Annotated in this window: 26 protein-coding genes and 1 tRNA gene; 11 read left to right on the forward strand and 16 right to left on the reverse strand. The window is 68.1% G+C overall.

Annotated elements, in window-relative coordinates; translation table 11 throughout:
• Nucleotides 1-22 precede the first annotated feature (22 nt).
• A complete protein-coding gene (locus AC1Q7H_RS14915) occupies nucleotides 23-3,616 on the forward strand; it encodes an indolepyruvate ferredoxin oxidoreductase family protein (RefSeq protein WP_211980395.1) in 3,594 nt (1,197 codons plus the stop codon).
• A 56-nt stretch (nucleotides 3,617-3,672) separates the two neighbouring features.
• Here AC1Q7H_RS14915 and AC1Q7H_RS14920 read toward each other — a convergent pair whose 3' ends face one another.
• Nucleotides 3,673-4,284: an HD domain-containing protein gene (locus tag AC1Q7H_RS14920; protein WP_211980396.1), complete on the reverse strand. Its 612-nt coding sequence runs from the start codon at nucleotides 4,282-4,284 to the stop codon at nucleotides 3,673-3,675.
• Nucleotides 4,285-4,422: 138 nt separating this feature from the next.
• Here AC1Q7H_RS14920 and AC1Q7H_RS14925 point away from each other — a divergent pair, with 138 nt between their 5' ends.
• The 5 genes from AC1Q7H_RS14925 (at nucleotide 4,423) to AC1Q7H_RS14945 (ending at nucleotide 8,368) form a co-directional block, all read left to right on the forward strand.
• Entirely contained in the window at nucleotides 4,423-4,842 is a 420-nt protein-coding gene (locus AC1Q7H_RS14925) for a GNAT family acetyltransferase (RefSeq protein ID WP_041228224.1), read from the forward strand.
• A gap of 32 nt (nucleotides 4,843-4,874) precedes the next feature.
• Nucleotides 4,875-5,225 carry a GFA family protein gene (locus AC1Q7H_RS14930; RefSeq protein WP_013958300.1) on the forward strand — a complete coding sequence of 117 codons (351 nt, stop codon included), beginning with the start codon at nucleotides 4,875-4,877 and terminating at the stop codon, nucleotides 5,223-5,225.
• A gap of 7 nt (nucleotides 5,226-5,232) precedes the next feature.
• Nucleotides 5,233-5,652, forward strand: a complete 420-nt coding sequence (locus AC1Q7H_RS14935; protein WP_013958301.1) for a VOC family protein — start codon at nucleotides 5,233-5,235, stop codon at nucleotides 5,650-5,652.
• 82 nt (nucleotides 5,653-5,734) lie between these two features.
• Nucleotides 5,735-7,051, forward strand: a complete 1,317-nt coding sequence (locus AC1Q7H_RS14940) for an MFS transporter (RefSeq protein WP_371827380.1) — start codon at nucleotides 5,735-5,737, stop codon at nucleotides 7,049-7,051.
• Nucleotides 7,052-7,144: 93 nt separating this feature from the next.
• Nucleotides 7,145-8,368, forward strand: a complete 1,224-nt coding sequence (locus tag AC1Q7H_RS14945) for an MFS transporter (protein WP_492381420.1) — start codon at nucleotides 7,145-7,147, stop codon at nucleotides 8,366-8,368.
• A 4-nt stretch (nucleotides 8,369-8,372) separates the two neighbouring features.
• Here the strand turns inward: AC1Q7H_RS14945 and AC1Q7H_RS14950 are convergent, their stop codons facing one another.
• Complete coding sequence (locus AC1Q7H_RS14950; RefSeq protein WP_013958304.1) at nucleotides 8,373-9,257, reverse strand: DODA-type extradiol aromatic ring-opening family dioxygenase; 885 nt, start codon at nucleotides 9,255-9,257, stop codon at nucleotides 8,373-8,375.
• A gap of 232 nt (nucleotides 9,258-9,489) precedes the next feature.
• Here AC1Q7H_RS14950 and AC1Q7H_RS14955 point away from each other — a divergent pair, with 232 nt between their 5' ends.
• The 3 genes from AC1Q7H_RS14955 to AC1Q7H_RS14965 all read left to right on the forward strand — a co-directional run bounded on the left by AC1Q7H_RS14955 (nucleotide 9,490) and on the right by AC1Q7H_RS14965 (nucleotide 12,434).
• Entirely contained in the window at nucleotides 9,490-9,873 is a 384-nt protein-coding gene (locus AC1Q7H_RS14955; protein WP_211980398.1) for a hypothetical protein, read from the forward strand.
• A gap of 152 nt (nucleotides 9,874-10,025) precedes the next feature.
• Nucleotides 10,026-11,042, forward strand: a complete 1,017-nt coding sequence (locus AC1Q7H_RS14960; RefSeq protein WP_249221210.1) for a hypothetical protein — start codon at nucleotides 10,026-10,028, stop codon at nucleotides 11,040-11,042.
• 81 nt (nucleotides 11,043-11,123) lie between these two features.
• Nucleotides 11,124-12,434: an MFS transporter gene (locus AC1Q7H_RS14965; RefSeq protein ID WP_013958307.1), complete on the forward strand. Its 1,311-nt coding sequence runs from the start codon at nucleotides 11,124-11,126 to the stop codon at nucleotides 12,432-12,434.
• Nucleotides 12,435-12,510: 76 nt separating this feature from the next.
• On the opposite strand, the gene AC1Q7H_RS14970 is transcribed toward AC1Q7H_RS14965, so the two are convergent.
• The gene (locus AC1Q7H_RS14970) at nucleotides 12,511-12,867 is read right to left on the reverse strand and encodes a hypothetical protein (protein WP_013958309.1); all 357 of its coding nucleotides are present in this window, start codon (nucleotides 12,865-12,867) and stop codon (nucleotides 12,511-12,513) included.
• Nucleotides 12,868-12,972: 105 nt separating this feature from the next.
• Here AC1Q7H_RS14970 and AC1Q7H_RS14975 point away from each other — a divergent pair, with 105 nt between their 5' ends.
• Nucleotides 12,973-13,590 (forward strand): DNA-3-methyladenine glycosylase I, encoded by a 618-nt coding sequence (locus AC1Q7H_RS14975; RefSeq protein ID WP_153954259.1) that lies wholly within the window; start codon nucleotides 12,973-12,975, stop codon nucleotides 13,588-13,590.
• Nucleotides 13,591-14,005: 415 nt separating this feature from the next.
• Here the strand turns inward: AC1Q7H_RS14975 and AC1Q7H_RS14980 are convergent, their stop codons facing one another.
• Nucleotides 14,006-14,974 (reverse strand): cation diffusion facilitator family transporter, encoded by a 969-nt coding sequence (locus AC1Q7H_RS14980; RefSeq protein ID WP_153954258.1) that lies wholly within the window; start codon nucleotides 14,972-14,974, stop codon nucleotides 14,006-14,008.
• A 150-nt stretch (nucleotides 14,975-15,124) separates the two neighbouring features.
• Here AC1Q7H_RS14980 and AC1Q7H_RS14985 point away from each other — a divergent pair, with 150 nt between their 5' ends.
• Nucleotides 15,125-15,376, forward strand: coding sequence for a hypothetical protein (locus AC1Q7H_RS14985; RefSeq protein ID WP_010813430.1), 252 nt, complete (start codon nucleotides 15,125-15,127; stop codon nucleotides 15,374-15,376).
• Between the two features lie 79 nt (nucleotides 15,377-15,455).
• Here AC1Q7H_RS14985 and AC1Q7H_RS14990 read toward each other — a convergent pair whose 3' ends face one another.
• From AC1Q7H_RS14990 to soxC, 12 genes are all read right to left on the reverse strand, one after another.
• A complete protein-coding gene (locus AC1Q7H_RS14990; RefSeq protein WP_153954257.1) occupies nucleotides 15,456-16,133 on the reverse strand; it encodes an aspartate/glutamate racemase family protein in 678 nt (225 codons plus the stop codon).
• Between the two features lie 255 nt (nucleotides 16,134-16,388).
• Nucleotides 16,389-16,464: transfer RNA gene (locus AC1Q7H_RS14995), tRNA-Ala, on the reverse strand.
• Between the two features lie 74 nt (nucleotides 16,465-16,538).
• On the reverse strand, nucleotides 16,539-18,260 hold the full coding sequence (gene soxB / locus AC1Q7H_RS15000) for a thiosulfohydrolase SoxB (RefSeq protein ID WP_492381421.1): 1,722 nt from the start codon (nucleotides 18,258-18,260) through the stop codon (nucleotides 16,539-16,541).
• Nucleotides 18,261-18,321: 61 nt separating this feature from the next.
• Entirely contained in the window at nucleotides 18,322-18,816 is a 495-nt protein-coding gene (locus AC1Q7H_RS15005; protein ID WP_013958314.1) for a TlpA family protein disulfide reductase, read from the reverse strand.
• 5 nt (nucleotides 18,817-18,821) lie between these two features.
• Nucleotides 18,822-19,484, reverse strand: a complete 663-nt coding sequence (gene soxX / locus AC1Q7H_RS15010) for a sulfur oxidation c-type cytochrome SoxX (RefSeq protein ID WP_013958315.1) — start codon at nucleotides 19,482-19,484, stop codon at nucleotides 18,822-18,824.
• A 19-nt stretch (nucleotides 19,485-19,503) separates the two neighbouring features.
• Nucleotides 19,504-20,331 (reverse strand): sulfur oxidation c-type cytochrome SoxA, encoded by an 828-nt coding sequence (soxA, locus tag AC1Q7H_RS15015; RefSeq protein ID WP_013958316.1) that lies wholly within the window; start codon nucleotides 20,329-20,331, stop codon nucleotides 19,504-19,506.
• A 73-nt stretch (nucleotides 20,332-20,404) separates the two neighbouring features.
• On the reverse strand, nucleotides 20,405-20,857 hold the full coding sequence (locus tag AC1Q7H_RS15020; RefSeq protein ID WP_492381422.1) for a DsrE family protein: 453 nt from the start codon (nucleotides 20,855-20,857) through the stop codon (nucleotides 20,405-20,407).
• 85 nt (nucleotides 20,858-20,942) lie between these two features.
• Nucleotides 20,943-21,254 (reverse strand): thiosulfate oxidation carrier complex protein SoxZ, encoded by a 312-nt coding sequence (gene soxZ, locus AC1Q7H_RS15025; protein ID WP_013958318.1) that lies wholly within the window; start codon nucleotides 21,252-21,254, stop codon nucleotides 20,943-20,945.
• Nucleotides 21,255-21,300: 46 nt separating this feature from the next.
• On the reverse strand, nucleotides 21,301-21,756 hold the full coding sequence (soxY, locus tag AC1Q7H_RS15030) for a thiosulfate oxidation carrier protein SoxY (protein WP_013958319.1): 456 nt from the start codon (nucleotides 21,754-21,756) through the stop codon (nucleotides 21,301-21,303).
• 156 nt (nucleotides 21,757-21,912) lie between these two features.
• On the reverse strand, nucleotides 21,913-22,239 hold the full coding sequence (locus AC1Q7H_RS15035; protein ID WP_013958320.1) for a c-type cytochrome: 327 nt from the start codon (nucleotides 22,237-22,239) through the stop codon (nucleotides 21,913-21,915).
• 117 nt (nucleotides 22,240-22,356) lie between these two features.
• Nucleotides 22,357-23,394 carry a c-type cytochrome gene (locus AC1Q7H_RS15040; RefSeq protein WP_211980401.1) on the reverse strand — a complete coding sequence of 346 codons (1,038 nt, stop codon included), beginning with the start codon at nucleotides 23,392-23,394 and terminating at the stop codon, nucleotides 22,357-22,359.
• Nucleotides 23,378-24,727, reverse strand: a complete 1,350-nt coding sequence (soxC, locus tag AC1Q7H_RS15045; protein WP_153954253.1) for a sulfite dehydrogenase — start codon at nucleotides 24,725-24,727, stop codon at nucleotides 23,378-23,380. Before soxC ends, AC1Q7H_RS15040 begins: the two co-directional genes overlap by 17 nt.
• Between the last annotated feature and the right edge of the window lie 56 nt (nucleotides 24,728-24,783).

The raw sequence follows: 24,783 nt of genomic DNA on the forward strand, positions 1-24,783 counted from the left end.
GCACGCCCATAGAGGAGCACCTATGAATGCCCCCCTGACCCCTCCGGTCAGCGACGCCATCCGCCGCGCGCTCGAAAACGTTTCCCTCGAAGATAAATACACGCTGGAGCGTGGCCGCATCTATATCAGCGGCACGCAGGCGCTGGTACGCCTGCCAATGCTGCAGCAGGAGCGCGACCGTGCCGCCGGCCTGAACACCGCCGGCTTTATCTCCGGCTACCGGGGCTCGCCGCTGGGCGCGCTGGACCTGTCGCTATGGAAGGCCAAGAAGCACCTCGCCGCGCACAACATCGTGTTCCAGGCCGGCCTCAACGAGGACCTGGCCGCTACCTCGGTGTGGGGGTCGCAGCAGGTCAACATGTACCCGGATGCCAGGTTCGATGGCGTGTTCGGCATGTGGTACGGCAAGGGGCCGGGCGTGGACCGCACCGGTGACGTGTTCAAGCATGCCAACTCTGCGGGATCGTCGAAGCATGGCGGCGTGCTGGTGCTGGCCGGTGACGACCATTCGGCCAAGTCCTCGACGCTGGCGCACCAGTCCGAGCACATCTTCAAGGCCTGCGGCCTGCCGGTGCTCTATCCGTCGAACGTGCAGGAGTACCTGGACTACGGCCTGCACGGCTGGGCCATGAGCCGTTACTCCGGCCTATGGGTGGCGATGAAGTGCGTGACCGACGTGGTGGAATCGTCGGCCTCGGTGGAACTGGACCCGCACCGCGTGCAGATCGTGCTGCCGGACGACTTCATCATGCCGCCGGGCGGCCTGAATATCCGCTGGCCGGATCCGCCGCTGGAACAGGAAGCGCGACTGCTCGACTACAAGTGGTACGCGGGCCTGGCCTATGTGCGTGCCAACAAGATCGACCGCATCGAGATCGATTCGCCGCACGCGCGCTTCGGCATCATGACCGGCGGCAAGGCCTACCTGGACACGCGCCAGGCGCTGGCCGACCTGGGCCTGGACGATGCCACCTGCTCGCAGATCGGCATCCGCCTGTACAAGGTCGGCTGCGTGTGGCCGCTGGAGGCGCACGGCGCCCGCGCCTTTGCTGAAGGCCTGCAGGAAATCCTGGTGGTCGAAGAGAAGCGCCAGATCATGGAGTACGCGCTCAAGGAAGAGCTGTACAACTGGCGCGATGACGTGCGCCCCAAGGTCTACGGCAAGTTCGACGAGAAGGACAACGCGGGCGGCGAATGGTCGATCCCGCAGAGCAACTGGCTGCTGCCGGCGCACTATGAGCTGTCGCCGGCGATCATTGCCAAGGCCATCGCCACGCGCCTGGACAAGTTCGAGCTGCCGATGGACGTGCGCGCGCGCATCACCGCGCGCCTGGCCATCATCGAGGCCAAGGAAAAGGCGCTGGCCACGCCGCGCGTGACGGCGGAGCGCAAGCCCTGGTTCTGCTCGGGCTGCCCGCACAACACCTCGACCAATGTGCCCGAGGGCTCGCGCGCGCTGGCCGGCATCGGCTGCCACTACATGACGGTGTGGATGGACCGTAATACCAGCACCTTCAGCCAGATGGGCGGCGAAGGCGTGGCGTGGATCGGCCAGGCGCCGTTCGCGGGCGACAAGCACGTGTTCGCCAACCTGGGCGACGGCACCTACTTCCACTCCGGTCTATTGGCGATCCGCGCGTCGATCGCGGCCAACGTCAACATCACCTACAAGATCCTGTACAACGATGCGGTGGCGATGACCGGCGGCCAGCCGGTGGACGGCCAGCTGTCGGTGCGGGACATCGCCTGGCAGGTGCACAGCGAAGGCGCGAAAAAGATCGTCATCGTCAGCGACCAGCCGGAGAAGTACAACGGCGCGATCAAGCTGCCCGAAGGCGTCACGATCTATCACCGCGACCAGCTCGACAGCGTGCAGCGCGAGCTGCGCGAGGTGCCGGGCTGCACCATCCTGATCTACGACCAGACCTGCGCCACCGAGAAGCGCCGCCGCCGCAAGCGCGGCACGATGGAGGATCCGCAACGCCGCGCCTTTATCAACGACGCGGTGTGCGAAGGCTGCGGCGACTGCTCGGTCAAGTCCAACTGCCTGTCGGTGGAACCGCTGGAAACGGATTTCGGCACCAAGCGCCAGATCAACCAGTCGTCATGCAACAAGGACTTCTCGTGCCTGAATGGCTTCTGCCCGAGCTTTGTCACGGCCGAAGGCGCGCAGGTGCGCAAGCCCGAGCAGCACGGCGTGTCGATGGACACCCTGCCCGCGCTGCCTGACCCGGAACTGCCGCCGATCCGCCGTGCCTACGGCATCCTGGTGACCGGCGTGGGCGGTACCGGCGTGGTGACCATCGGCGGCCTGCTCGGCATGGCCGCGCACCTGGAGAACAAGGGCGTCACGGTGCTCGATATGGCGGGCCTGGCGCAGAAAGGCGGCGCGGTGCTGTCGCACGTGCAGCTGGCCGCGCGCCCGGACGACCTGCATGCCACCCGGATCGCCATGGGCGAGGCGGACCTGGTGATCGGCTGCGATGCGATCGTGTCGGCCACCGACGAAGTCATCTCCAAGACCCAGGCCGGCCGCACCCGCGCCGTGGTCAACACGGCGCAGACGCCGACCGCCGACTTCATCAAGAACCCGAAGTGGCAGTTCCCGGGTCTGTCGGCCGAGCAGGACGTGCGCACCGCCGTGGGCGAGAAGTGCGAGTTCATCAACGCCTCGGGTCTCGCCGTGGCGCTGCTGGGCGACGCGATCTACACCAACCCGCTGGTGCTGGGCTACGCCTGGCAGAAGGGCTGGATCCCGCTGACGCTGCAGGCACTGGAGCGCGCCATCGAACTCAACGGCGTCGCCGTCGAGAAGAACAAGGCCGCGTTCGACTGGGGCCGCCATATGGCGCACGACCCCGAGCACGTGCTGTCGCTGACCGGCAAGCTGAAGAACACCGCGGAAGGCGCGGAAGTGGTCAAGATGCCGACTTCCAGCGGCGCGATGCTGGAGAAGCTGATCGCCCGGCGCATGGAACACCTGACGGCCTACCAGGATGCCGCCTACGCGCGCACCTACCGCGAAGCCATCGACCGCGTGCGCGTGGCCGAGAGCACGCTGGCTGGCAGCGGCAAGGCCCTGCCGCTGACCGAGGCCGCGGCGCGCAACCTGGCCAAGCTGATGGCGTACAAGGACGAGTACGAGGTGGCGCGGCTCTACACCGACCCTGCCTTCCTCGACAAGCTGCGTGCGCAGTTCGAAGGCGAACCGGGCAAGGACTACCAGCTCAACTTCTGGCTGGCACCGCCGACGACGTCAAAGCGCGACGACAAGGGCCACCTGGTCAAGCGCAAGTTCGGTCCGTCGACGATGAAGCTGTTCCGCGTGCTGGCCAAGCTGAAGGGCCTGCGCGGCGGTGCCTTCGACATCTTCGGCAAGACCGAGGAGCGCCGCACCGAGCGCGCGCTGATCGGCGAGTACCGGGCCTTGCTGGATGAACTGGTGGCGGGCCTCAATGCCGCCAACTACGACACCGCGGTGACGCTGGCCAACCTGCCGGACGATATTCGTGGCTTCGGGCATGTGAAGGAAAACAACCTGAAGGCGGTACGCGGACGCTGGGCCAAGCTGCTGGAGCAGTTCCGCCATCCGGAGACGGCGCAGCGCGCGGCCTGACTGGCCACGGCATGACACAACGGCCTCGCTTCGCATGAAGCGAGGCCGTTGTGCTTTCAGGGCTGTGCCAGCGTCGCTTCTCCCGGCTTCACATACATCGAGTTGCGCGGTTGCGCCAGCACGCGCCGCACCATCGGCTCGAAGAACGACAGCGGCAGCGTGTCGTAGTCCGTCATGAAGGCGGCACCGTCGTACTTGCGGCAGAACTCCGCGGTGCGCTCGAACAGTTCGGGCTGGCTGCGGTACTGCTCGCGCAGGTTGCGGTCCAGGCCGAGGTGATGGAAGAAGTAGTAGCCCTGGAACACGCCGTGCTTTTCCACCATCCACAGGTTCTCGGGGCTGACGAATGGCTTGAGGATGGCGGCGGCGATATCGGGATGGTTGAAGCTGCCGAGCGTATCGCCGATATCGTGCAGCAGCGCGCAGACCACGTATTCCTCGTCCTGGCCGTCGCGGTGCGCCAGCGTCGCGGCCTGCAGCGAATGCGTGAGCCGGTCCACGGGGAAGCCGCCGTAATCGCCATCCAGCAGGCGCAGGTGCGCCAGCACACGCTCCGGCAGCGCCCGCGCGAATGGCATGAACTCGGCGGAGATGGCGGCCCAGTCTTCGCGGGTGCCGTGTTCCATATGGCTGAAGGTGGCGCGTGCAGGCGCGTGGATGTCGCTCATGCGGGTCTCCTGTTGTGGGAGCGTGCGCGATGGCCGCGCATCGTCTCGTCATGTTTTGCAGGCATTGTGGCACCCGCAGCGGCGATACACTGTCAAAAAGCTAACAATGTGCCGGCATATTGCGGCGCACCACCAAGCATGCTGATCCGTCCTTTCCGACCGGAAGACCAATCCTGCGTCATTGCCTTGTGGCAGGCCTGCGGCCTGACCCGTCCGTGGAACGACCCGCAGCGCGATATCGCGCGCAAGCTGACCGAGCAACCTGAACTGTTCCTGGTCGGTGACATCGACGGCCATCCCGTCGCCACTGCCATGGTGGGGTTCGACGGGCATCGCGGCTGGGTCTACTATCTGGCGGTACAGCCCGGCCTGCAGGGCAAGGGGTACGGGCGCATGCTGATGGCGCATGCCGAACAGCTGCTGATCGAGCGGGGCTGTCCCAAGATCAACTTGCTGGTACGCGCAGGCAACCGCGCCGTGATCGATTTCTACGACAAGCTGGGCTATGCGCCCGACGAGGCGGTCAGCCTGGGCAAACGACTGATTCCCGATATTTAGCGGGCACGCCGGACCGACAACAAGGAGACGACATGACTTTCCACGGAAGCTGCCACTGCGGTGCCATTGCCTTCGAAGTGGAGGCCGACAGCATCCCCAGCGTGATCCGCTGCAACTGCTCGATCTGCCGCCGGCGCGGCCACCTGCTGTGGTTCGTGCCGCGCGCGACGTTCAAGCTGGAAACGCCGGAGAGCAATGCCTCCACCTACCGCTTCAACACCATGAAGATCGCGCACCGCTTCTGCCCCGTGTGCGGCTGCGGCCCGTATGCGGACGGGCAGGACAAGGACGGCAAGCCGATGGCCGCGGTCAATGTGCGCTGCCTGGACAATGTCGACCTGGACAGCCTGAAGGTCATCGACTACGACGGGCTGCACCACTGAGGCCGCCATGTTCCGCATCCTGGGCATCGACCACCTGGTACTGCGCAGCCCCGACGTGGACGCGCTGCGGCGCTTTTATGTCGAGGTGCTGGGCTGCAGCGTGGAGCGCGAGCAAACCGAACTGGGCCTGACGCAGCTGCGCGCGGGCAGCGGGCTGATCGACCTGGTCGCGCTCGACGGCCCGCTCGGCCGCGCCGGCGGCGCGGGACCGGGTGCGCAGGGCCGCAACCTGGACCATTTCTGCCTGCGCATCGACCCGTTCGATGCCGACGCGGTGCGGGCGCAACTGGCACGGCATGGCGTGCAGGCCGGCGAGGTGGCGCAGCGCTTCGGCGCCGAAGGCAAGGGACCGTCGCTCTATGTGAGCGATCCGGACGGCAACGTGGTCGAGCTCAAGGGACCGCCCGCGCCGGTGACCGCACAGTAACGCGCGCCCCCCCACGGCACCCCGCGCGCAGGGTGCGCGCGGGATCGCTACAATTTCCGACTGGCCCCACGCGCCGCCACCCATGGCGACCACCCCCGCCGGGCCCGCCATGACAACATTGGAAGCCAGCTCCGACGCGGACGCCGCCAGCACAGACCCAGACGCCAGCCCGGCACGCACCGGACCCGCGCACCCCGCCACGCCGCCGCGCCGGCTGGTCTGGATCCTCGGCCTGACCGAGACCATCTCCTGGGGCACGCTGTTCTTCGCCTTCACTGTTTTCATCGACCCCATGATCCGCAGCCTGGGCTGGTCCAAGCCCTTCCTGGCGGGCGGCTATTCGCTGGGGCTGCTGGTATGGGCGCTGTGCTCGTTCGCGGTGGGGCGGCTGCTGGACCGCGCACCAGCGCGCAAGGTGATGGGCGCGGGCTCGGTGCTGGCCGGGCTGGGCCTGCTGCTGTGGGCATGGACGCCATCGCAGCCGGTGTTCCTGCTGATGTGGGTGCCGATCGGGCTGGCCATGGCGACCACACTGTACGAGCCCGCCTTCGTGGTGCTGCGCCAGGCCTATGGCGACCAGTACCAGAAGCCGATCGTGGTAGTCACGCTGATGGCCGGCTTTGCCAGCACGATCTTCGTGCCGCTGGCGCAATGGCTGGTGATCCATCTGGGCTGGCGCCCGACGCTGATCGGCTTTGCCGCGCTCAACCTGCTGGTCTGCGCGCCGCTGCACGCGCGCATGCGCTACGCGCTGCATCCCACCTACACCGGCATGACCCCCGCCGACGGCCAGGCCGGCAGCCGCGACATTGCACGCGCCACGCTGCGCCAGCCGGTGTTCTGGGCGGTGGTGCTGGCCTTTACCGCGACCGCCGTGGTGGCCTCGCTGCTGGGCGCGCACCTGATCCCGATGCTGACCGAAAAGGGAATGCCGGTGGCGCAGCAACTGGTGGTCGCCGCGCTGATCGGCCCGGCCCAGGTGGCGGGCCGCATGCTGATGATGCGCGCGGGGGTGCGCCACCCGGTGCGGCTGTCGCTGCCGGTCTATGCGCTGATGGGCGCCGGGCTGCTGTGCTTTGCGCTGGGGCACGGCGCCTGGCTGATGGTGGCCGCGGTGCTGTACGGCTGCGCCAATGGCGTCAACACCATGCTGCGTGCGATGGCTATGCCGGAACTGATCTCGCGCCATCACTACGCCACGCTCAACGGGCTGATGATGACGCCGGTGCTGCTGATGCAGGCCGCCGCGCCGTGGCTGGGCGCGCTGCTGTGGCGTGCCGCCGGCGGCTACTGGCTGATGCTGTGGGTGATGGTGGCGCTGGCGCTGGGCGCGCTGCTGGCCTTCGGCTACGCGCTGCACCGACGCGGGCTGCTGCGCGTGGATGCCGCCAGCCGGTAGCGCTAGTGCGGTGCTGTCATGCCCGCCCCACGCCGATGCGGGACAATGACGGCTTTTGCAGGGGCACCGCTGCGCCGCCTGCCGCACCCTCCCATGCCTGATCCGCATTCCCCGACCGCCTCCGCGCCCTTGCCGGCCGCGGTGTCGCGCGCCACGCGCGGCACCATGGCGCTTTTCTTCGTCAATGGCGCCACCTTTGCCACGTGGGGCGTGCATATCCCCACCATCAAGGCACGCTTCGGCCTGTCCGACGCCATGCTCTCGCTGGCGATGATGGCCGTGGCCGGCGGCGCCATCCTGGCGATGGGCCCCGTCGGGCGCTGGGTGGCACGTGCGGGCAGCGCACGGGCGTCGATGACGGGCGGGCTGCTGTTCGCGCTGGCCACGGTGGCGATCCTGGCGATGCCGTCGTTCTGGCTGCTGCTGCCCGCGCTGGCGGCGTTCGGCATGGCCAATGCGGCCTTTGATGTCGCCATGAACGCGCAGGCCGCCACGGTCGAGGCCGGCCGCACGCGGCCCGTGATGTCGGCGCTGCACGGCATGTTCAGCCTGGGCGGCATGGCGGGTGCGGGCGCGGGCGGCCTGATGCTGTCGCTGGGCGTGGCGCCGCTGGCGCATGCGGCGATGATGGCGGGCGTGACCGCGACGGTGGCGCTCGGTACGCTGCCCGGGCTGCTGGCGGATCATCCGGTGCTGCCATCGGCGGCCCACCATCGCGACCATGCGGTGCGCGCGCTGTGGCTGCTGGGGCTGCTGGCCTTCCTCGGGCTGATCGGCGAGGGCGCGATGTACGACTGGACCAGCGTCTATATGCGCGACGTGGCGCAGGCGCCCGATGGCTGGATCAGCCTGGGCTACGCCGCGTTCTCGGGCGGGATGGCGTGCGGACGCTTCGGCGGCGACCGCCTGCGCGCGCGCTTGGGCGACGGCGCCACGCTGACTGGCAGTGCCTGGCTGGGCTTTGGCGGCATCGCGCTGGCGCTGCTGGTGCCGCTTCCGCTGGCTGCGCTGGCGGGCTTTACGCTGATGGGGCTGGGCGCGGCCAATATGGTGCCGATCTTCTTCGTTGCCGCGTCGCGGCTGCCGGGCGTGGCGCCGGCCGAAGCAATTTCGCGCGTGGCGCGCTTTGCCTACCTGGGGCTGCTGCTGGGGCCGGTGCTGATCGGTGGGGTGGCGCACCTGGCCAACCTGCGCATCGGGCTGGCGCTGGTGGCGCTGACCATGGGCTGGATTGCGCTGGCGGGCGCGCGCTCGGCACGGCGCTACCTGCCGGCGCGCGCCGGCACGCCGGCGGCGCAGGCCGCGGCCGAGCGGTAAGGCATCAGGCGGCCGCGCGCAGCGGCGCGCCGGCGCCTAGGCCCTCGAACACGAAGCTGTCCATGGCGAGCACGCCATAGGTCACTTCATCGGCAACCCGCGACACGCTGGCCGGCGCCGCTCCTGCGCCCCTGGCAGCCTGCGGCCCCAACGCCGCGCCCAGCGCCACGAAGAGCGGCAGCAGGTGCTCGTCGGTCGGGTGCGCGCGGCGCGCATATGGCGCCTGGGCGCGGTAGTCGGCAATACGGCCGGTATCGCCGGTGGCCAGGGCCTCGTCCAGGGCATCCGTCATCCAGCCGCGGAAGGCTTCCACATACGGCTCGGCCTGCGGCCCATGCTGGTCGCGCCGGCCGCCGCCAAACACTTCCTGCAGGTTGTGCGTGAAGCTGCCGGACGCCAGCACCAGCACGCCCTCGTCGCGCAGCGGGGCCAGCGCGCGGCCGATCTCGATCTGCGTGGCGGGCGACAGGTAGGGGTTCAGCGCCAGCTGCACCACCGGCACGTCGGCATCCGGGAAGAAGTGGCGCATCGGCATCCAGGCGCCATGGTCCAGCGGGCGCTCGTCGTCCTGGCCGACAAACCCGGCGCCGGGGACGGCCGCCGCCTCGACCAGGGCCTTGACCCGCTCGGCCAGCGCCGGCGAGCCCGGGGCGTCGTAGCGCAGTGCATACAGCTCGCGCGGGAAGCCGCCAAAGTCGTGCCAGGCTTCCTGGCGCTCGCGGCTGGTGACAGCCAGCGTGCTGTAGATCCAGTGCGCCGAGATCACCAGCACCGCGCGCGGGCGCCGGGCGCGCAACTGCCCGCCCAGCGCATCGAAGGCGGCGCCGGTGGGGCCGGGGTCGATGGCGAGCATCGGGGAACCGTGGGAAATATAAAGCGAGGGAAGCATGGCGGGACCACCTTCAAACTGTTTGTGTACCTGCATCCAGTTTGGCAAATATCCGAGCTCGGCACGGGCGCCATTTGCGGACACATCGTGCAAAAAAGTTGAACGGCCGGACTCAGCGTGGCGTGGCGCACACAGCGCCTGGGGCACCGGCAGCGCAGCCAGGGGCGATCAGCCTATGATGCAACCGTGAGTCCGCCGGCGGTGTCATCCGGCGGGGTCCTGCAACGCCTTGATGCCACCGGCACGCCCCGCGCGCCATGTGTGGCCGGAGACTTCGGTGGTACCGCGCATCCCGCGCCGCCCCGGGCGGCACCCTCCCTTCCTGGCCCACTGGTGGCAACCGGGCGTCTACGGCAGCGTGCCCGCCGTCGCCCTGTGGATCCTGGCGCGCCTGCCGGCCGGCTTGCTGGCATCCCTGGCCGGCACGCCCTCGGCGGCAGCCTGGCTGAACCATGCCGGCGACACCGTGTTCGTGACCGGCTGGGCCGCCAGTGCCCTGCTGCTGTGGCTCATGCGCCGCCGGCCGGCGCCCGCCTGTCCGGCCATGCCGGCTACGCCGCCCTCCCCGCCTGCCTCACCCTCCAGGCCGTCAACCCGGCGCCATCCTGCCGGCTGACCGGCGCCGCCGCGCCGATGTAAGGCGGCAACAGTCCGATCTGAAAGATTTCGCGCGACGCTCCCACCCTATCCTGCGTCGCTAGAATGCGCGGGAGACCGCCGCATGCCGCACTGCAGCGCGCACCGGCACCGACTGCACAGAGATTGTCCATGTCCGCACGCCAGCGACACCGCCGGTTCCACCCCGCGCCAAGCCGCCGCTCGCGGCCTCTTTGGCGGGCGGCCCTGGCCGCCACGGGCGCGGCGGCGCTGCTGGCCGCCGGCGCGGCACATGCCCAGGGCACGCCCGGACTGCGCCTGGCCGGGGCCAATGTGCAGCGGCACGCCAACGCGGTGCTGTCGCTGATGGCGTACTCGGTGGTGCCGGACCTTACCTCCAGCTCGCTGTCGATCAACAACACCAGCACCAACGATCCCGGCATCGTCATGTCGCAGCTGGGCGGCGGCTTCACGATCAGCAAGTCGTTCCCGCTCTACCTGGAAGGCGCCATCGCCTACAGCCGCTACGATCCCACCTTCGTTGCCACCAATGGCGCCGAGTCCCGCGCCATCCCGACCCGCTGGAACACCTTTTCCGGCACCATCGGCGTGGGCTGGGACTTTCCGCTGACGGCCAACAAGGAACTGGTGTTCCGGCCCATCTTCAACGCCTCGCTGGGCAATGTCTCCAGCGACCTGTCAATCGGCAAGTTCGCGGTCGAGCAGGTCACCGACCGCCAGATCAACTTCCTCGACGGCGGCAGCCTGAACGCCTACGGGCTGGGCGGCTCGGTGATGCTGGACTGGGAGCACTACCGCGAGAACTATGAGATCGACGTGGAACTGCGCTACACCAATATCCACCTGCAGAGCTTCGGCGGCACGACCAGCTCGGTGACGGGCACGGCCACGGCGCAGACCGCCAACCTGTGGGCGCGCTGGCGGGCGCCGACCGGGATGCACGCGTTCGACCGGCCGGTGCGGTACGTGCTTGAACTATCCCATTCACACTACCTCGGCAGCCAAGCCGGCATCCTCGGCTTCAACTACCTGACCACGCTCGGCACCGGGCTGGAACTGGACACCAGCGCACACGAGGTCTTTGTCACGCGGATCCGGGCGGTGGTGCGCTATGTGTTCGGCAACAACGTGTCGGGCGTCTCGCTGGGGCTGGCGGCCAGCTTCTGAGCGCGTTCACAGCGGATCAGGGGCGGATCGAAAATTAAGGAATCGCTTAACATTGCGGTTTCCCTGCATTTCCGACGCTTCATGACCGCGACTACCGCCCCCATCCCCGACATTTCCGCCGCCACCCGACGAAAGGCGATCATCGCCGCCACTATCGGCAACGGCCTGGAATGGTTCGACTTCACCGTCTACAGCTTCTTTGCCGTCATCATCGCCAAGCTGTTCTTCCCGACCGGCGATGACCTGACCTCGTTCCTGCTGACCGTCGCCACCTTCGGCGTGGGCTTTTTCATGCGCCCGGTCGGCGCCATCGTGCTCGGCGTCTACGCCGACCGCGTGGGCCGCAAGGCGGCACTGACGCTGACCATCCTGCTGATGGCGCTGGGTACGGCCATCATCGGCCTGGCCCCGACCTACGACCAGATCGGTCTGTGGGCACCGGCGCTGATCGTGCTGGCGCGCCTGATCCAGGGCTTCTCCGCCGGCGGCGAGGTGGGCGGCGCCACCGCCTTCCTGATCGAGCACGCGCCCGACGCGGAGCGCGGCGCCTACGCCAGCTGGCAGCAGGCCAGCCAGGGCATCTCCTTCATGCTGGGCGCGGCCATGGGCGCGCTGGTCACCAACGGCCTGTCGCCCGAGCAGATCGATGCCTGGGGCTGGCGCATCCCGTTCCTGTTCGGCCTGCTGATCGGCCCGGTCGGCATGTATATCCGCTCGCACCTGGACGAGCCACCCGAGTTCGAGGCGCGCCAGGCCGCCCGCAAGGCGGCCAAGGTCAAGTTCTCGCCGCTCACGCAGGTGCTGCGCGACCACCCGCGCGAAGTGCTGGCCGGCCTGGGCGTGACCATCCTGTGGACGGTGTGCACCTACGTGCTGGTGTTCTACATGCCGTCGTACGCCAAGCAGCAGTTGGGCCTGCCGCTGGGCGCGACCTTCAAGTCGACCGCGCTGTGCGGCGCCATCATCCTGGTGCTGTGCCCGCTGATGGGCATGCTGTCGGACCGCATGGGCCGCAAGCGCATGCTGGGCATCGTGGCGCTGCTGATCGGCGTGCTGGCCTATCCGCTGTTCCACTGGCTCAATGTGTCGCCGAGCACGCAGACGCTGCTGCAGGTGCAGATCGTGCTGGGCATCCTGCTGGCGGCCTTCACCGGCCCGGCCCCGGCGGTGCTGGCCGAGCAGTTCCCGACCGAGGTGCGCTCCACCGGGCTGTCGCTGGCCTACAACTTCGCCGTGACCATCTTCGGCGGCTTTGCGCCGCTGATCGTGACGTGGCTGATCGAGTCGACGCAGAACAAGCTGGCGCCGGCTTACTACGTGATCGCTGCTGCCGTGGTGAGTTTTATCGCGCTGGTGTTCATGCACGACCGTACGGGCAAGAAGCTGGCCTGAGCCGTCTGCGCCAGTTCCCAGCAAGAAAGCCAGCCGCGAGGCTGGCTTTCTTTTTTGTTGTCCGCTGACAGGCCCCCTAGCCGGCTTCGTCCTCGTCCCGGTGGATATTGATCACATGCCGCGCCTCGAAGCACAGCGGCATGCCCGGGTTCATCTCCTCGGTGCAATACGGCTGGTTGTCGAGCTCGCCGGTGTAAAGGCTACCCTCGCGCCCGGTGACGATCACCCACATCCGTTCGACGTGGACCTCTTCGCTGCCCGCCTCGTCGGCGACCAGGATGCGGAAGATCAGCTTGACCAGCTGGCCGGGTGCGAGTGCATCACGTTCCTCGCGCGGCGGCATCCAGAAGGTATCGGGATGGGCGGCGGCGATGGGCTCGGCGTCGTCGAGCTCCCATCCGTCTTCGTCCAGGGTTGTCAATCGCATGTCCATTTTCAGCCTTCCGCAATCTCTCAGGTGCGGGCATGATCGCAGCAAATGCGCCGGTCGGCGAGAGCCTGGCCGGCGTCCGGGACTTTCAACAGGGAACAGGTACCCATGACAAGCAAGAAGGAAGCATCGGTGCGCTGCGGCTGGTGCGGCACGCTGGAGGACTATTGCCACTACCACGACACCGAGTGGGGATTCCCGGTCGCCGATGACCGCCGGCTGTTCGAGAAGCTGTGCCTGGAAGGCTTCCAGTCTGGGCTGAGCTGGCTGACCATCCTGCGCAAGCGCGAGGCCTTCCGCAAGGCGTTTGCCAGTTTCGACATCGAGAAGGTGGCGCGCTTCAGCGAGCGCGATATCGCTCGCCTGCTGGGCGACGCCGGCATCGTGCGCCACCGCGGCAAGATCGAGGCGGCCATCAACAATGCGCAGCGGGCCCGCGAACTGCTGGAGACGGAATCGTCGCTGGCCGCCTACTTCTGGCGCTTCGAACCCGATCCGGCCAGCCGGCCCAGGGTGCTGACACCCGAGGTGCTGCGCACCATGGCGACCTCGCCGGAATCCACCGCGCTGTCAAAGGACCTGAAGAAGCGCGGCTGGCGCTTTGTCGGTCCCACCACCATGTACGCGCTGATGCAGGCGATGGGCCTGGTCAATGACCACCAGGAAGGCTGCACGACCCGTGCCGAGGTACTGGCTGCGCGCAAGGCCTTCAAGGTGCCGCGCTAGCGTTGCGCGGACGTATACCCGGTGCGCGCCAGCTATACGTCCGCGTGCGCCGGCTGGCGGCGCCGGTATACGCCGGCGCATGGCCATGCCCGCGTAAACGTCAGGCCACCGCGAACAGCGCAACGGTCCTACCTATGTCTTTAATATTGTTTACATATGTAAACATAGTAGTAGTAGGTAAACGAGGCTTCAGGCCGTGGATAAGTCACCTTTTCCCTTTCGGCTCAGGGACTTGCAGCAAAGATAACCACCCCGGGATAACCCTGATTCTCCGGGATAGCCCGGCAGCCGCGTATACGTCGGCGGCGTCGGTGCCGGAGTTATCCGTATACGTCCCACAAGGCGCCCCCAGGCGGGGCACAGCTTGTCCGGGCGGTTATCCCCAGCAAGCTGCGAAGATATCCACAGGCCGGGCTCAGGCAGCGCTGGCCTGGCTGGTCATGTATACGGGGTCGACGTGGGTCATCACGTTGAGCACGTGATGATGTTCCAGGGCGCGGCGCCGGGCTTCGACCGCGATGGCATGGCCCTGCGCCACCGTCAGCGTGGCATCGATCTCCAGGTGCACGTCCACCAGCACCTGGTCGCCCATCTTGCGGGTGCGCAGGTCGTGCAGGCCCAGCACGCCGGGCGTGCCCAGCATGGTCGCGCGGATCTCCGCGACGGTCTCCTCGTCGGCCGCGCGGTCCATCAGGTCGTCGAGCGCATCCCAGCCGAAACGCAGGCCCATGCGCGCCACCATCAGCCCCACCACGATGGCCGCCACCGGATCGAGCATGTGGTAACCCAGCAGGTTGCCGCCAATGCCCAGTGCCACCACCAGCGACGAGGCCGCATCCGAGCGCGCATGCCACGCATTGGCCACCAGCATGCCCGAGCGCACGCGCCGCGCCACCGCCAGCATGTAGCGGAACAGCAGCTCCTTGGACACCAGCGCGGCCAGCGCCACCCACAAGGCCACCGGCTGCACCGGCTGCAGGCTGGCCGGATGCTGCAATTTGTCCACTGCCGCCCACAGCATGCCCGCGCCCACCGCCAGCAGCAGCGCGCCGAGCGCCAGCGACGCCGCGGTCTCGAAGCGCAGGTGGCCGTACTGGTGGTCGGCGTCCGGGTCCTTGCGGCTCTGCCAGCCGGCCAGCAGCACCACGAAGTCGGACAGCAGGTCTGAGAGGGAATGCGCGGCGTCGGCGATCAGCGCCTGCGAGCCAGAGATGACGCCGGCCACCGCCTGCGCGGCGGTGAGGCCGATATTGACGGCCACGCTGACCAGCGTGCTGCGCCGGCCGGCCCGGTGGCGCGCGTCGGCCTCGGCCGGGCTGGCGGCGGTGGCGTCGTCCGGCAGGCCGGCGGAGGCGGGCCGCAGAGGGTTGTGTTCCGATTCCATCGGGTGACTATAGCCCAACATCCGCGATGGGCAGAGTGGGCCATGGCGGCGCTGCCGTGCCGATTTCGTAACAGCGCTGGCGAAGTTTTGGTGTCGCCTTTACCGTTACACAGGACGGGCATACCCGGACACTGCAAGGAGGACCCAACGATGGCGATTCGGTCACTTGCCTCGCACAGCACATCCCAGCTGCGCCGCCTGGTCGGACAGATGCAGGCGGAAGTCGATGCATTAGAGAACCTTTCCACCCCTGACGCCGACGCGCAAAGCCGCCTTGGCTATGCCATCGGCCGCCTGCGCGACGGCATCGAGGCGGTCGAGGACGCGCTGCAGTCGCTGCGCGCGCTGCAACAGGTACGGCCGTCGGCGATGAAGGCCCGCCGGCCGACCCGGGTGGCCTAGCCTACCCGCGCCTGCACGCTGGCGCGATCCACACGGCCGGGCAGATCACTCGCGCTCCTTGTTGGCCCCACGGGCCGGCTCACGCCGCCGGACAATAGCGCAGCGCCTGCGACATGGCTTCGCACGCGGCCGGCACCGGGCCGATGACCGGAATCGGAAAGCGCTGGCCCAGCACCCGGGCGGCCTCGCCCAGCGGGCCGCCGCCGATGATCACGGCTTGCGCGCCATCGGCGCGGATGCAGGTATCGACCGCGCCCGCCAGCAGGTCTTCCTGCTGCTGCGGCGTGCCGCCCAGCGCGCGCGGATCCCCCTCGGTGAAGCGCGCGCCGGTGAAGAGTTCGTCCAACCCCTGCCGGCGCACGCTGGCGCTGATCGACGCCGCCAGCCGCGGCGTGGTGGTGGCAATGCCGAAGCGCCGCCGCCCGGCCGCGGCCGCATGCATCGAGGCTTCGCCGATGCCCACCACCGGCACCGACAGGTGCGCGCGCAGGGCCTCGATGCCGGGGTCGCCGAAGGCGCCGACGATCACGCCGTCGGCACCGCCGGCCAGGCGCAGCATGTCTGCATCGCAGATCGCCTCAGCGGCCACGGCAAGATCGTCTTCGTCGATGATCATCGGCGCCCCGCGCGTGACCGTCGCGCCGACCACGGCCGGCGGCGCGGCCATGGCCTGCGCGAACCAGGCGCGCGCGATCTCAACCATCATCTGCGTGGTGGCGCTCGACGTATTCGGGTTGATCAGCAGGATGTGGCTCATGGATGTCTCTTGAGATTCAGGATTGCCAGCGCAGGTACATCGCCAGCGGGTGGCCCGATTTCCTGTTGGCTTGCATGGGATCGAACAAGGCCCCGGCGGGTGTGGATTGACGGCGGCACAAGGCGCGTACGCCTGTGCCGAGGGGTCAACGATAGCGTATGGCGGCTGCCAGCGCGAGATGGCGGACAGCGCAGGCGGCAGAAACACAAAAGCCCCGGAAAGCGTTGGCTTTCCGGGGCTTTTGCGCGGGATATCTGGTGGACCGAAGGAGGATCGAACTCCCGACCTCTGCATTGCGAACGCAGCGCTCTCCCAGCTGAGCTATCGGCCCGTGGCGGTTGATTGTAGCGTAATACGGCGGCGCCCTTCAATCCTCGCGGCGGCGCATGAGGGCACTGTGCAACATCAGGCTGCCATGCCCGGATTGCCGTCCATGCCGCGCACGCGCGGCAGGTTCAGCGGGCGGGCGCTGACTTCCTTCGTGCTGCGCAGCCACTGCGCCATCACGTCCCAGATCGGGGCGCCGCCGGCCTGGCGCGCCTCTTCGGCCACCGGGGCCCAGCCCGCCACCTTGTAGGTCTTGCCGGCTTCCAGCGGCTTGCCGCCCAGGCGCATGTCGCTGATGCGCTTGCCCATGCCGGCGGTCGGATCGATGGTGTACTGCAGCCCACCCACGCGAACCATGTCGCCGCCCTGCTGGTAGTACGGGTCGGGGTTGAACAGGTTGTCGGCCACGTCTTCCAGGATGGTCTTGATGGTCTCGCCGCTCATTTGCGTCACCGTGGTGTACGGGTAGGTGATGGCGGTCTGGTCCATCAGGTGTTCCATGGTGATGGCCTCGCCCGGCAGCAGCGTGGTGCCCCAGCGGAAGCCCGGCGAGAACGCGATCTGCGCGCCCTGGGCCTGCATCAGGCCGTCCAGGATCAGCTGGTCGAAGGTGCCGTTGAAGTTGCCGCGGCGGTACAGCAGGCCGCGGTTGACGGCCAGCACTTCGCCCAGTTTTTGCTCATAGGGCGCGCGAACCTTCTTGATCAGCGCGTCCATGGCAGGGTCGGCCGGCAGGTAGTTGGCGAACACCGGCAGCAGCCGGTAGCGGAAGTCCGCGACCTTGCCGCCCTTCACGTCAAAGTCCAGCACGCCGAGGAACTTGCCGTTGGAGCCGGCATTGGTCACCAGCGTGGTGCCGCCGGCATTCTTCACCGGCACCGGCGCCGGCATGCCGTCATGGGTGTGGCCGCCCAGGATGGCGTCGAGCCCGCGCACGCGCGAGGCCAGCTTGAGGTCCACATCCATGCCGTTGTGGGACAGCAGCACCACCGCCTGCGCGCCCTTGCCGCGCGCTGCGTCGATGACCTGCTGCAGGTTCTCTTCCTGGATGCCGAAGGTCCAGTCCGGCACGAAGTAGCGCGGATTGGCAATGGGCGTGTACGGGAAGGCTTGGCCGATGATGGCCACCGGCACGCCGTTGATCTCGCGGATCACATACGGATCGAACACCGGATCGCCGAAATCGTTGGTCTTGATGTTCTGCGCCAGGAAGGCGACCTTGCCCTTGAAGTCCTTGTCGACGATCTCCTTGACGCGGTCCGCGCCGAGGGTCATTTCCCAGTGCGGGGTCATCACGTCCACGCCCAGCGCCAGTGCGGCATCGACCATGTCCTGGCCTTTGGTCCACAGCGCGGTGGCCGAGCCCTGCCAGGTATCGCCGCCGTCCAGCAGCAAGGCGCCCGGCCGGCCCGCCTTCAGCCGTTTCACCAGCGTGGCCAGGTGCGCAAACCCGCCGACCTTGCCATAGCGGCGCGCGGCCTCGTTGAAATCCAGGTAGGTGAACGCATGCGCCTGCGGCGTGCCGGGGCGGATGCCGTACTGGCGCAGCAGCGCGTCGCCGACCAGGTGCGGCGGCTTGCCGGCATAGTCGCCGATGCCAAGGTTGACATTGGGTTCGCGGAAGTACACCGGCCGCAGTTGCGCATGGCAGTCGGTGAAATGCAGCAGGTGGACGTTGCCAAAGCGCGGCAGGTCGTACATGGCCTCGGCGGCCTGCGCGGCGTGCGCGTCTTGATGGGGGAATGTCATGCCGCCGGCGCCGGCAATGGCCAGCACCTGCAGGAACTCGCGTCGGTTCATGTCTCTTCCTGGAATTGGCGGTGGCGGTCGGCCCGTGGCGCGAGCGTCCGCCATCGCCTGGCTATGGCCGCGCGTACCGCTCCAGCGCCGCCACGTCGTCTTCAAGCATTTCGCCCACTTCCTTCTGCACCACGCGGCCACGCGCGTCGATCACGTACAACTCCGGCAGCCCCTTGCGCTTGCCGAACACGGCCTGCAGCGCGGGCGAATCCATCGTCGCCGGGAAGGTGTAGCCGCGCTTCTTCATGTAGTCGGCGGCCTCGCGTGGATCCTTGTCGATGCTGATGGTCAGCACCTGCAGCGGCGTGCCGCGCGTGCGTTCATGGAGCTTCTGCAGGCGCGGGTTCTGCATCGCGCAGAAAGGGCACCACGAGGCCCAGTACTCGACCACCAGCGGCTTGCCGGCCAGCGCGGCGGCGCTGAGGGTGCGGCCGTCGAGCGTGCGCACGTCGGGCAGGCGCACGGTGTCGCCCACCTCCAGCGCTGCCGCGCCTGCTGCAGCGCCGGCCAGGCTGAAAGCCAGCAGCCAGCGCAGCAACACGGCAGGCGCGCGCATCGGCCTTACTGGTTGACCGGCGAGGCCGGGTCGAGCAGCAGCGCCATCACGTCGCGGATCTGGGCTTCGGTCAGGATGCCCTTGTGGCCGAAGCGCGGCATGTTGGAGCAGGCGGCGTAGGCGCTGGAGTCCCAGATCTTGCCCCAGGTGTACTTGATGACCTCCTGCGAGTTGCCGCGCAGCTTGCCGTACTGGTACAGCGACGGACCGATATTGCCGAACGAGATCTCGGCCTTGGTCATCTGGTGGCAGGCGTAGCAATTGCCGCCGTTGGTGCCGCCGACCTGGTCGGTGAACTGCATGCCGCGGCCGTTCTGGGCGACCTTTTCGCCTTCCTTCCAGTCGCCCAGCCATTTGTCTTCGGCGGGGTATTTCACCTGCTTGAGCTCGGCGGCTTCGATCTTCCTGGCAAGCTTTGCCGGCACCTTGGTGCGGTCCGGGTACTGGCTGCAGGCCTGCTGCATGCCGTCCTGGTTGAGCACGCCCTCGACCGTGACGGGGCCGCGCGACGAGAACGAATCCTCGATCAGGTGCTTCATGTCGGCGCCGCTGACGGCGGCGGGCTTGCCCTTGGGCGTGCGGGCCTTGGTGCTGTCCTGCGCGTTGGCGCCGGTTGCCAGCAGGGTGGCCAGGGCCGCGATGGCCAGTGCCTGGTGTTGTCGTTGCATGTTGTCTCTCCCGTACTGGTCAGCGCTTCATCGCCGGGCCGTCGTAGGTCCCGCCGTTGGCGTTCTTCGCCAGGAACATGGTCAGCGCGGTGATCACGTCCGAGCCATAGGCGGGTTCGGGAAAGCGCTGCTGGCGCAGGCAGTCGTACAGGCGGTGCTGCATGGTGCGGACCTCGCCCTGCGAGACGCGGTAGGCGGGCCAGGTGGTGTAGGCCGCCTGCGCGCCCTTGTCGGTCAGCAGGTTGGGCAGATCCTGCAGGCGGATGCGCTGGCCGTCCACTGCATGGCAGGTGGCGCAGGCAAAGTCATAGGCGCCGCCGCGGTAGAAGAACATCTTCTCGCCCAGCGCATAGGTGCGCTTTTCTTCGGGATGGCTGAGCTGCACGTTCATCTTCACGCCGCGCGACTCGCCGGTCAGGTAGGCCACCAGGCGCTCGATCTCGGACGGCTTGCCCGACGACGAGAACGGGTTCTTCGTTGCCTCTTCCTTGGTCAGCCCCTGCAGCGTCATGCGGCAGTAAGCCAGCCGCTGCTCCAGGTCCATCACCTTGCTGGCGTCCTTGAAGTAGCGCGGCAGCTCGGCGTAGGCGCCCTTCGTCACGCCCGGGCCCTTGCCCAGGTCACACTGTTCCAGCGAGGCGTTCTTCGGGCCGGCCGGCTTCTTCCACAGCTCTTCGCCGGCGGCTTCCCACAACTCGGCGGGATTGCCTTCGGCCAGCATCTGGCGGTACTTGGCGATTTCTTCGGCGGTGCTGCCCTGCGCATGCACGGCGGCGGCAGAGGCCACCGCAGCGGTGGCCGCCGCGGCCAGCGCGGCGCGCCGGGCCAGGCTTCGGATGGTGTTCATGGGGCTTCTCCTCGCGACCTCGCACCGTGGCGGGCCGTTCTCTCTCTTGTTGCCGGAAGCTACGCCGCCCGGCTCAGGGCTTGATATAGGCGTAGCCTTCTTCGGCCTGCAGGCGGGCAATCTCGACCACGCCGGCCGGTACCACCTTGGCTTCCATCAACAGGCTCGATTCTGCAATCTTGCGTGCGGTCAGCGTGTTGCGGCACACGCGGAACTCCACCCCGGCCGAGGCCAGCGCGCCCACCGGGCCGTCAAAGGTGTTGCCGCGCCCATCCTTGGCGCCTTCGACCAGGAAATCGATGCCGTAGCCGAACGCGACCACCACGATCTTCGTTCCCGGCGCGCCGTTCAGGTGGTTGCGCAGGTTGCCCATCGCGCGCACCGCCTGGTCGATGCCTTCGGACAGCTGGTACACCACCTTCACGCGCCCGCCCTTGCCGGCGGACGGGGCAGCCTGCGCCGCCGCCCTGGCGCTCAGGCCGATGGCGGCCAGTGCCGCCGATGCTCGAATAAATGCTCGCCGCATGTTGTTCCTTCCCGCCGGGCCAGTCCCGGCATCCGTCCCGAACCTTAGCAGAGGACGGCATGGCCTGCCGGCCGCGGAACGGCTGTCAGGCGATGGTCGCTTCGTCGGTGCGCTTGTCGCCCTTGTTGTCGATCCAGGTCACGGCGACCTTGTCGCCCTTGGCGCCGCCCTTGAACTTGAAGTTCAGGAACGGGTCCTTCGACACCGCCGGTCCGAACTGGGCGCGGAACACTTCCTTACCCTTGCACTGGGCGGTCACGGACTGGATATGCCAGGCCGGCACGACCTTGCCGGACGCGTCCTTGCGCTGGCCGGTTTCCATGTCGTGCTTCATCAGAATCTTGACGTCAACCACGCCGCCGTTTTCGGTGGCGCGTACGCGCATCGGGTCTGCCATGTGTTTCTCCTGTTGCAGTTTGGGAATCTCGATCCGGGGCGCGGCGTCAGCCGCCGCAGCCGCCCAGCGTGACCTTGATTTCCTTCGATGCCACGTACCACTTGCCGCCGGCCTTGACCGCGGCATGCACGACCGAGGTCTGGCCCATCTTCACGCGCGTGGAGACGAACGGCTCCGTGCCGGCCGGGATGACGAAGTCGGCGGCCAGCGTGTTGGGGTTCTTTTCCACCAGGATCGCGATCTGCTCGGTATCCGGGATGGTGCTGGTCACGGCCACCGGCACCACGGCGCCGTTCTCGGCGATATCGGGGGCGGTGAAGGTGATGGCGGTGCTTTTCTCGGTGCCGCTGCCGCCCAGCGCCTTGATCACGTCGGCAACGCTCTTGCCGTCAAAGGCGTTCTTGTTCCACTCGGCCGCCTGCGCTTCGCTGATCAGGCCGGTGGCGGCCATCAGCGACAGGACAGCGGTGACCCGCAGCACTTCTCGTCGTTTGGAATTCATTCTTTGCTCTCCGGCTACTCCGTTCCAGTCGGTCGATGACCGCTTCGGGGATCTTCATGCGGCCGGTACATGGCCGGCCGCTGGTCTGTCCTGGCCGCGCGGCATTCACCGCCCGGACCTGGTGCATCGGCGGACTGCCCGCCTGGTCGGTCAGGCTTACTTGGCCGGGGCGCCAGCCAGCACCCACTCGACCACGGTCTTCAGGTCGGCGTCGCTGACCGCCGCATTGGCGGGCATCGGCACCGGGCCCCAGACGCCCGAGCCACCGCTCTTGACCTTCTTGGTCAGGGTCGCGAGGGCGTTCTTGTCGCCCTTGTACTTGGCGGCCACGTCCTTGTAGGAAGGACCGACCAGCTTCTTGTCGACCTGGTGGCAACCCATGCAGGCGTTCTTGTTGGCGATCTCCTGTGCCTTGGCGGCATCGACCGCGTGGGCCGATGCGGCGGCGCCGAGCATCAGCGCTGCGATGACAAACTGCTTCATTGTTAAGCTCTCCAAACTCTGTAAAGCCGTGGGGACGGCAAAGGCCGCTGGGTCGTACTGCAATGGCTTCGCGGCACACACTGGCCGCCGCCCGGGGGCACTGCGGTGGCCAGTCCGCTATTTTGCCTCAAGAATCCAGCCCACCATGGCCTGCACGTCCGAATCCGGGATCTGCGGCTGCGGCGGCATCGGCACGCTGCCCCATGCGCCCTGCCCGCCCGCCTTGACCTTGCGCGCCAGCGCGGCATGCGCGTCCTGGCCCTTGTACTTGCCGGCGATGTCGGCAAAGGACGGCCCCACCAGCTTGCGGTCCATCGCGTGGCAGGCCATGCACTGGTACTGGCCGGTGAGGCGCGCGCCCGGCGCGCCCGGTTCCGAAGACGCTGATGCAGCACTTTTCGATGCGGCATTGCCCGCGGCCACGCCGCGCACCGGGCCGAAGGCCCGCTGCTGCTGCGCCAACTCGCCATGGGCATCGCGAGCATAGTCCGGTATCGACGAGGCAATCACCACCTTGCCGGTACAGTCCTTCATGCAGGCCGTATTGCGCGTGTCCGGGCGGCCGCGCCCCGGCCACAGGCCGTGGCCGGTGGTCATGCCGTCGCGGTTGGGCATGCGCCGCTGGACCTCGGCGATATTGGCGTCAGACAGCGTGAAGTCGGCCGGGACGATCTCGCCCAGGTGCAGCATATAGGCGGTGACGGCGTAGACGTCGCTCACGCTCAGGCTCTTGGGCACATTCCACGGCATGGCACGGTGGATGTAGTCCCACAGCGTGCTGACGGTGCTGACCTTCATCAGCGTGGTGCGGTACGGCTGGTTGCCGGTCATGCCGGCCACGCGGCCGCGCCTGATGTCTTCGGCCGTGGTGCCGCCGACCAGCGGCGAGAACACCTCGTTGGATTCACCGAAGTCGCCGTGGCACGACGCGCACTTGCCGTCCCAGACCTTCTGCCCCTGCGCCACCGTGCCGCTGCCCCTGGGCAGGCCCTGGAAGTCCGGGCGCACGTCGATGTCCCACGCGGCGACTTCGGCGGGCGAAGCGGTGCGGCCAAGCGCCGCGCGCGCGTCGGCCGTGCCTGCCCAGGCCGGGGCGGCGCTGACGGCTGCCAGCACCAGGGCAGCGGCGGTCCTGAACTCAGCCCACATGGACATTGGACACCTCGCCGCCTGCTGCCACCTGCCAGCTCTGGATCGCGTTGTTATGGTAGATCGAGCGCGTGCCGCGCACCGCGCGCAGCTGCCCCAGCTTCGGCTGCACGTAGCCGGTGTCGTCGATGGCGCGGCTTTGCAGGATGGCGGGGCCGCCGTCCCAGACCCAGTCCAGGTTGAAGCGCGTCAGGCACTTGGACAGCACCGGCGCCTCCAGCCGCGCGGTGCGCCAGTTGCGCCCGCCGTCGGTCGAGACATCGACACGCCTGATGCGCCCGCGCCCCGACCACGCCAGCCCGCTGATGTTGTAGAAGCCCTTGCCCACCAGCTGCTGCCCGCCCGAAGGCGTGGTGATGACCGACTTGCACTCCTGGATCGAGGTGTACTGGCGCAGCTTGCCGTCCGGCATCATGTCCACGTAGTGGATGGTCTCGTCCTTGGCGTTCCAGGGCTGGTCGCCCAGCTCCAGCCGGCGCAGCCACTTGACCCACGACACTCCCTGCACGCCCGGCACCACCAGGCGCAGCGGATAGCCGTTCTCGGGGCGCAGCATTTCGCCGTTCATGCCCCAGGCGACGATGATCTCGTCGGCCAGCTCCATCGGGATGGTGCGCGTCATCGACGAGCCATCGCCACCTTCGGCCAGCAGGTAGCGGCCGCGGCGCAGGTCGGCGCCGGCATCGTCCAGCAGCACCCGCAGCGGCACGCCGGTGAACTCGCAGCACGACAGCATGCCGTGGGTGTACTGGACCGTGGGCACGGCCACATTGCCCCATTCCATGCCGGTATTGGCGCCGCATTCGATGAAGTGCATGCGCGATACCGCCGGCAGGCGCATCAGGTCGTCCATGGTGTAGACGCGCGGCGTGCGCACCAGGCCGTTGAGCATCAGGCGGTGACGGGCCGGGTCGATATCGTGCCAGCCCTGGTGGTGGCGCTCGAAATGCAGGCCGTTGGGCGTGATGATGCCGAAGAAGCCCTGCAGCGGCGCGAAGGCCACCGAAGCGGCAGAGACGCGCGTCAGGCCCGGCGACTCGCGCCGGACCAGGTTTTTCTCATGCACGGAGGGTTGCCCGTACGGGCGTGCCGCCACCGGCTGGCCGAGCGAGGTGGCCCAGGGCTGCGGCTGCAGGATGGCGGGATCGCCGTCGGCCGCCAGCGCCTGGCGGCCCGCCGTGGCGGCGGCAATCCCCGCGGCCGCGCCCAGGAAGCTCTTGCGCAGGAAGTCGCGCCGCGGCGCGTCCAGGCCGTGCCGGCCGATGTCCTGCTGCAGCGATGCGCTGACGAAGTGCTCGGGCGCGGGCACGATGCGCCCGGGCCGGTTCCGTTCCTGCAAATCAGTCTCCTCCGGCGCGCTCGCCACGGTCCTATGGACCGGTCGGCGTGCCTGTT

The sequence above is a fragment of the Cupriavidus sp. GW823-FHT06D04 genome (genome assembly GCF_058795055.1).

Coding starts and splice junctions, on each gene's coding strand:
- AC1Q7H_RS14940 (WP_371827380.1), top strand. CDS start 5,735: ATGGCGACCACCCCCGCCGGGCCCGCCATGACAACATTGGAAGCCAGC.
- AC1Q7H_RS14965 (WP_013958307.1), top strand. CDS start 11,124: ATGACCGCGACTACCGCCCCCATCCCCGACATTTCCGCCGCCACCCGA.
- soxZ (WP_013958318.1), bottom strand. CDS start 21,254: ATGGCAGACCCGATGCGCGTACGCGCCACCGAAAACGGCGGCGTGGTT.
- AC1Q7H_RS14945 (WP_492381420.1), top strand. CDS start 7,145: ATGCCTGATCCGCATTCCCCGACCGCCTCCGCGCCCTTGCCGGCCGCG.
- AC1Q7H_RS15005 (WP_013958314.1), bottom strand. CDS start 18,816: ATGCGCGCGCCTGCCGTGTTGCTGCGCTGGCTGCTGGCTTTCAGCCTG.
- AC1Q7H_RS15040 (WP_211980401.1), bottom strand. CDS start 23,394: ATGTCCATGTGGGCTGAGTTCAGGACCGCCGCTGCCCTGGTGCTGGCA.
- soxB (WP_492381421.1), bottom strand. CDS start 18,260: ATGAACCGACGCGAGTTCCTGCAGGTGCTGGCCATTGCCGGCGCCGGC.
- AC1Q7H_RS14935 (WP_013958301.1), top strand. CDS start 5,233: ATGTTCCGCATCCTGGGCATCGACCACCTGGTACTGCGCAGCCCCGAC.
- AC1Q7H_RS14920 (WP_211980396.1), bottom strand. CDS start 4,284: ATGAGCGACATCCACGCGCCTGCACGCGCCACCTTCAGCCATATGGAA.
- AC1Q7H_RS14960 (WP_249221210.1), top strand. CDS start 10,026: ATGTCCGCACGCCAGCGACACCGCCGGTTCCACCCCGCGCCAAGCCGC.
- soxA (WP_013958316.1), bottom strand. CDS start 20,331: ATGAACACCATCCGAAGCCTGGCCCGGCGCGCCGCGCTGGCCGCGGCG.
- AC1Q7H_RS14915 (WP_211980395.1), top strand. CDS start 23: ATGAATGCCCCCCTGACCCCTCCGGTCAGCGACGCCATCCGCCGCGCG.
- AC1Q7H_RS14980 (WP_153954258.1), bottom strand. CDS start 14,974: ATGGAATCGGAACACAACCCTCTGCGGCCCGCCTCCGCCGGCCTGCCG.
- AC1Q7H_RS14975 (WP_153954259.1), top strand. CDS start 12,973: ATGACAAGCAAGAAGGAAGCATCGGTGCGCTGCGGCTGGTGCGGCACG.
- AC1Q7H_RS14930 (WP_013958300.1), top strand. CDS start 4,875: ATGACTTTCCACGGAAGCTGCCACTGCGGTGCCATTGCCTTCGAAGTG.
- AC1Q7H_RS14985 (WP_010813430.1), top strand. CDS start 15,125: ATGGCGATTCGGTCACTTGCCTCGCACAGCACATCCCAGCTGCGCCGC.
- AC1Q7H_RS15035 (WP_013958320.1), bottom strand. CDS start 22,239: ATGAAGCAGTTTGTCATCGCAGCGCTGATGCTCGGCGCCGCCGCATCG.
- AC1Q7H_RS14955 (WP_211980398.1), top strand. CDS start 9,490: ATGCCACCGGCACGCCCCGCGCGCCATGTGTGGCCGGAGACTTCGGTG.
- soxX (WP_013958315.1), bottom strand. CDS start 19,484: ATGCAACGACAACACCAGGCACTGGCCATCGCGGCCCTGGCCACCCTG.
- AC1Q7H_RS14925 (WP_041228224.1), top strand. CDS start 4,423: ATGCTGATCCGTCCTTTCCGACCGGAAGACCAATCCTGCGTCATTGCC.
- soxY (WP_013958319.1), bottom strand. CDS start 21,756: ATGAATTCCAAACGACGAGAAGTGCTGCGGGTCACCGCTGTCCTGTCG.
- AC1Q7H_RS15020 (WP_492381422.1), bottom strand. CDS start 20,857: ATGCGGCGAGCATTTATTCGAGCATCGGCGGCACTGGCCGCCATCGGC.
- AC1Q7H_RS14950 (WP_013958304.1), bottom strand. CDS start 9,257: ATGCTTCCCTCGCTTTATATTTCCCACGGTTCCCCGATGCTCGCCATC.
- AC1Q7H_RS14990 (WP_153954257.1), bottom strand. CDS start 16,133: ATGAGCCACATCCTGCTGATCAACCCGAATACGTCGAGCGCCACCACG.
- AC1Q7H_RS14970 (WP_013958309.1), bottom strand. CDS start 12,867: ATGGACATGCGATTGACAACCCTGGACGAAGACGGATGGGAGCTCGAC.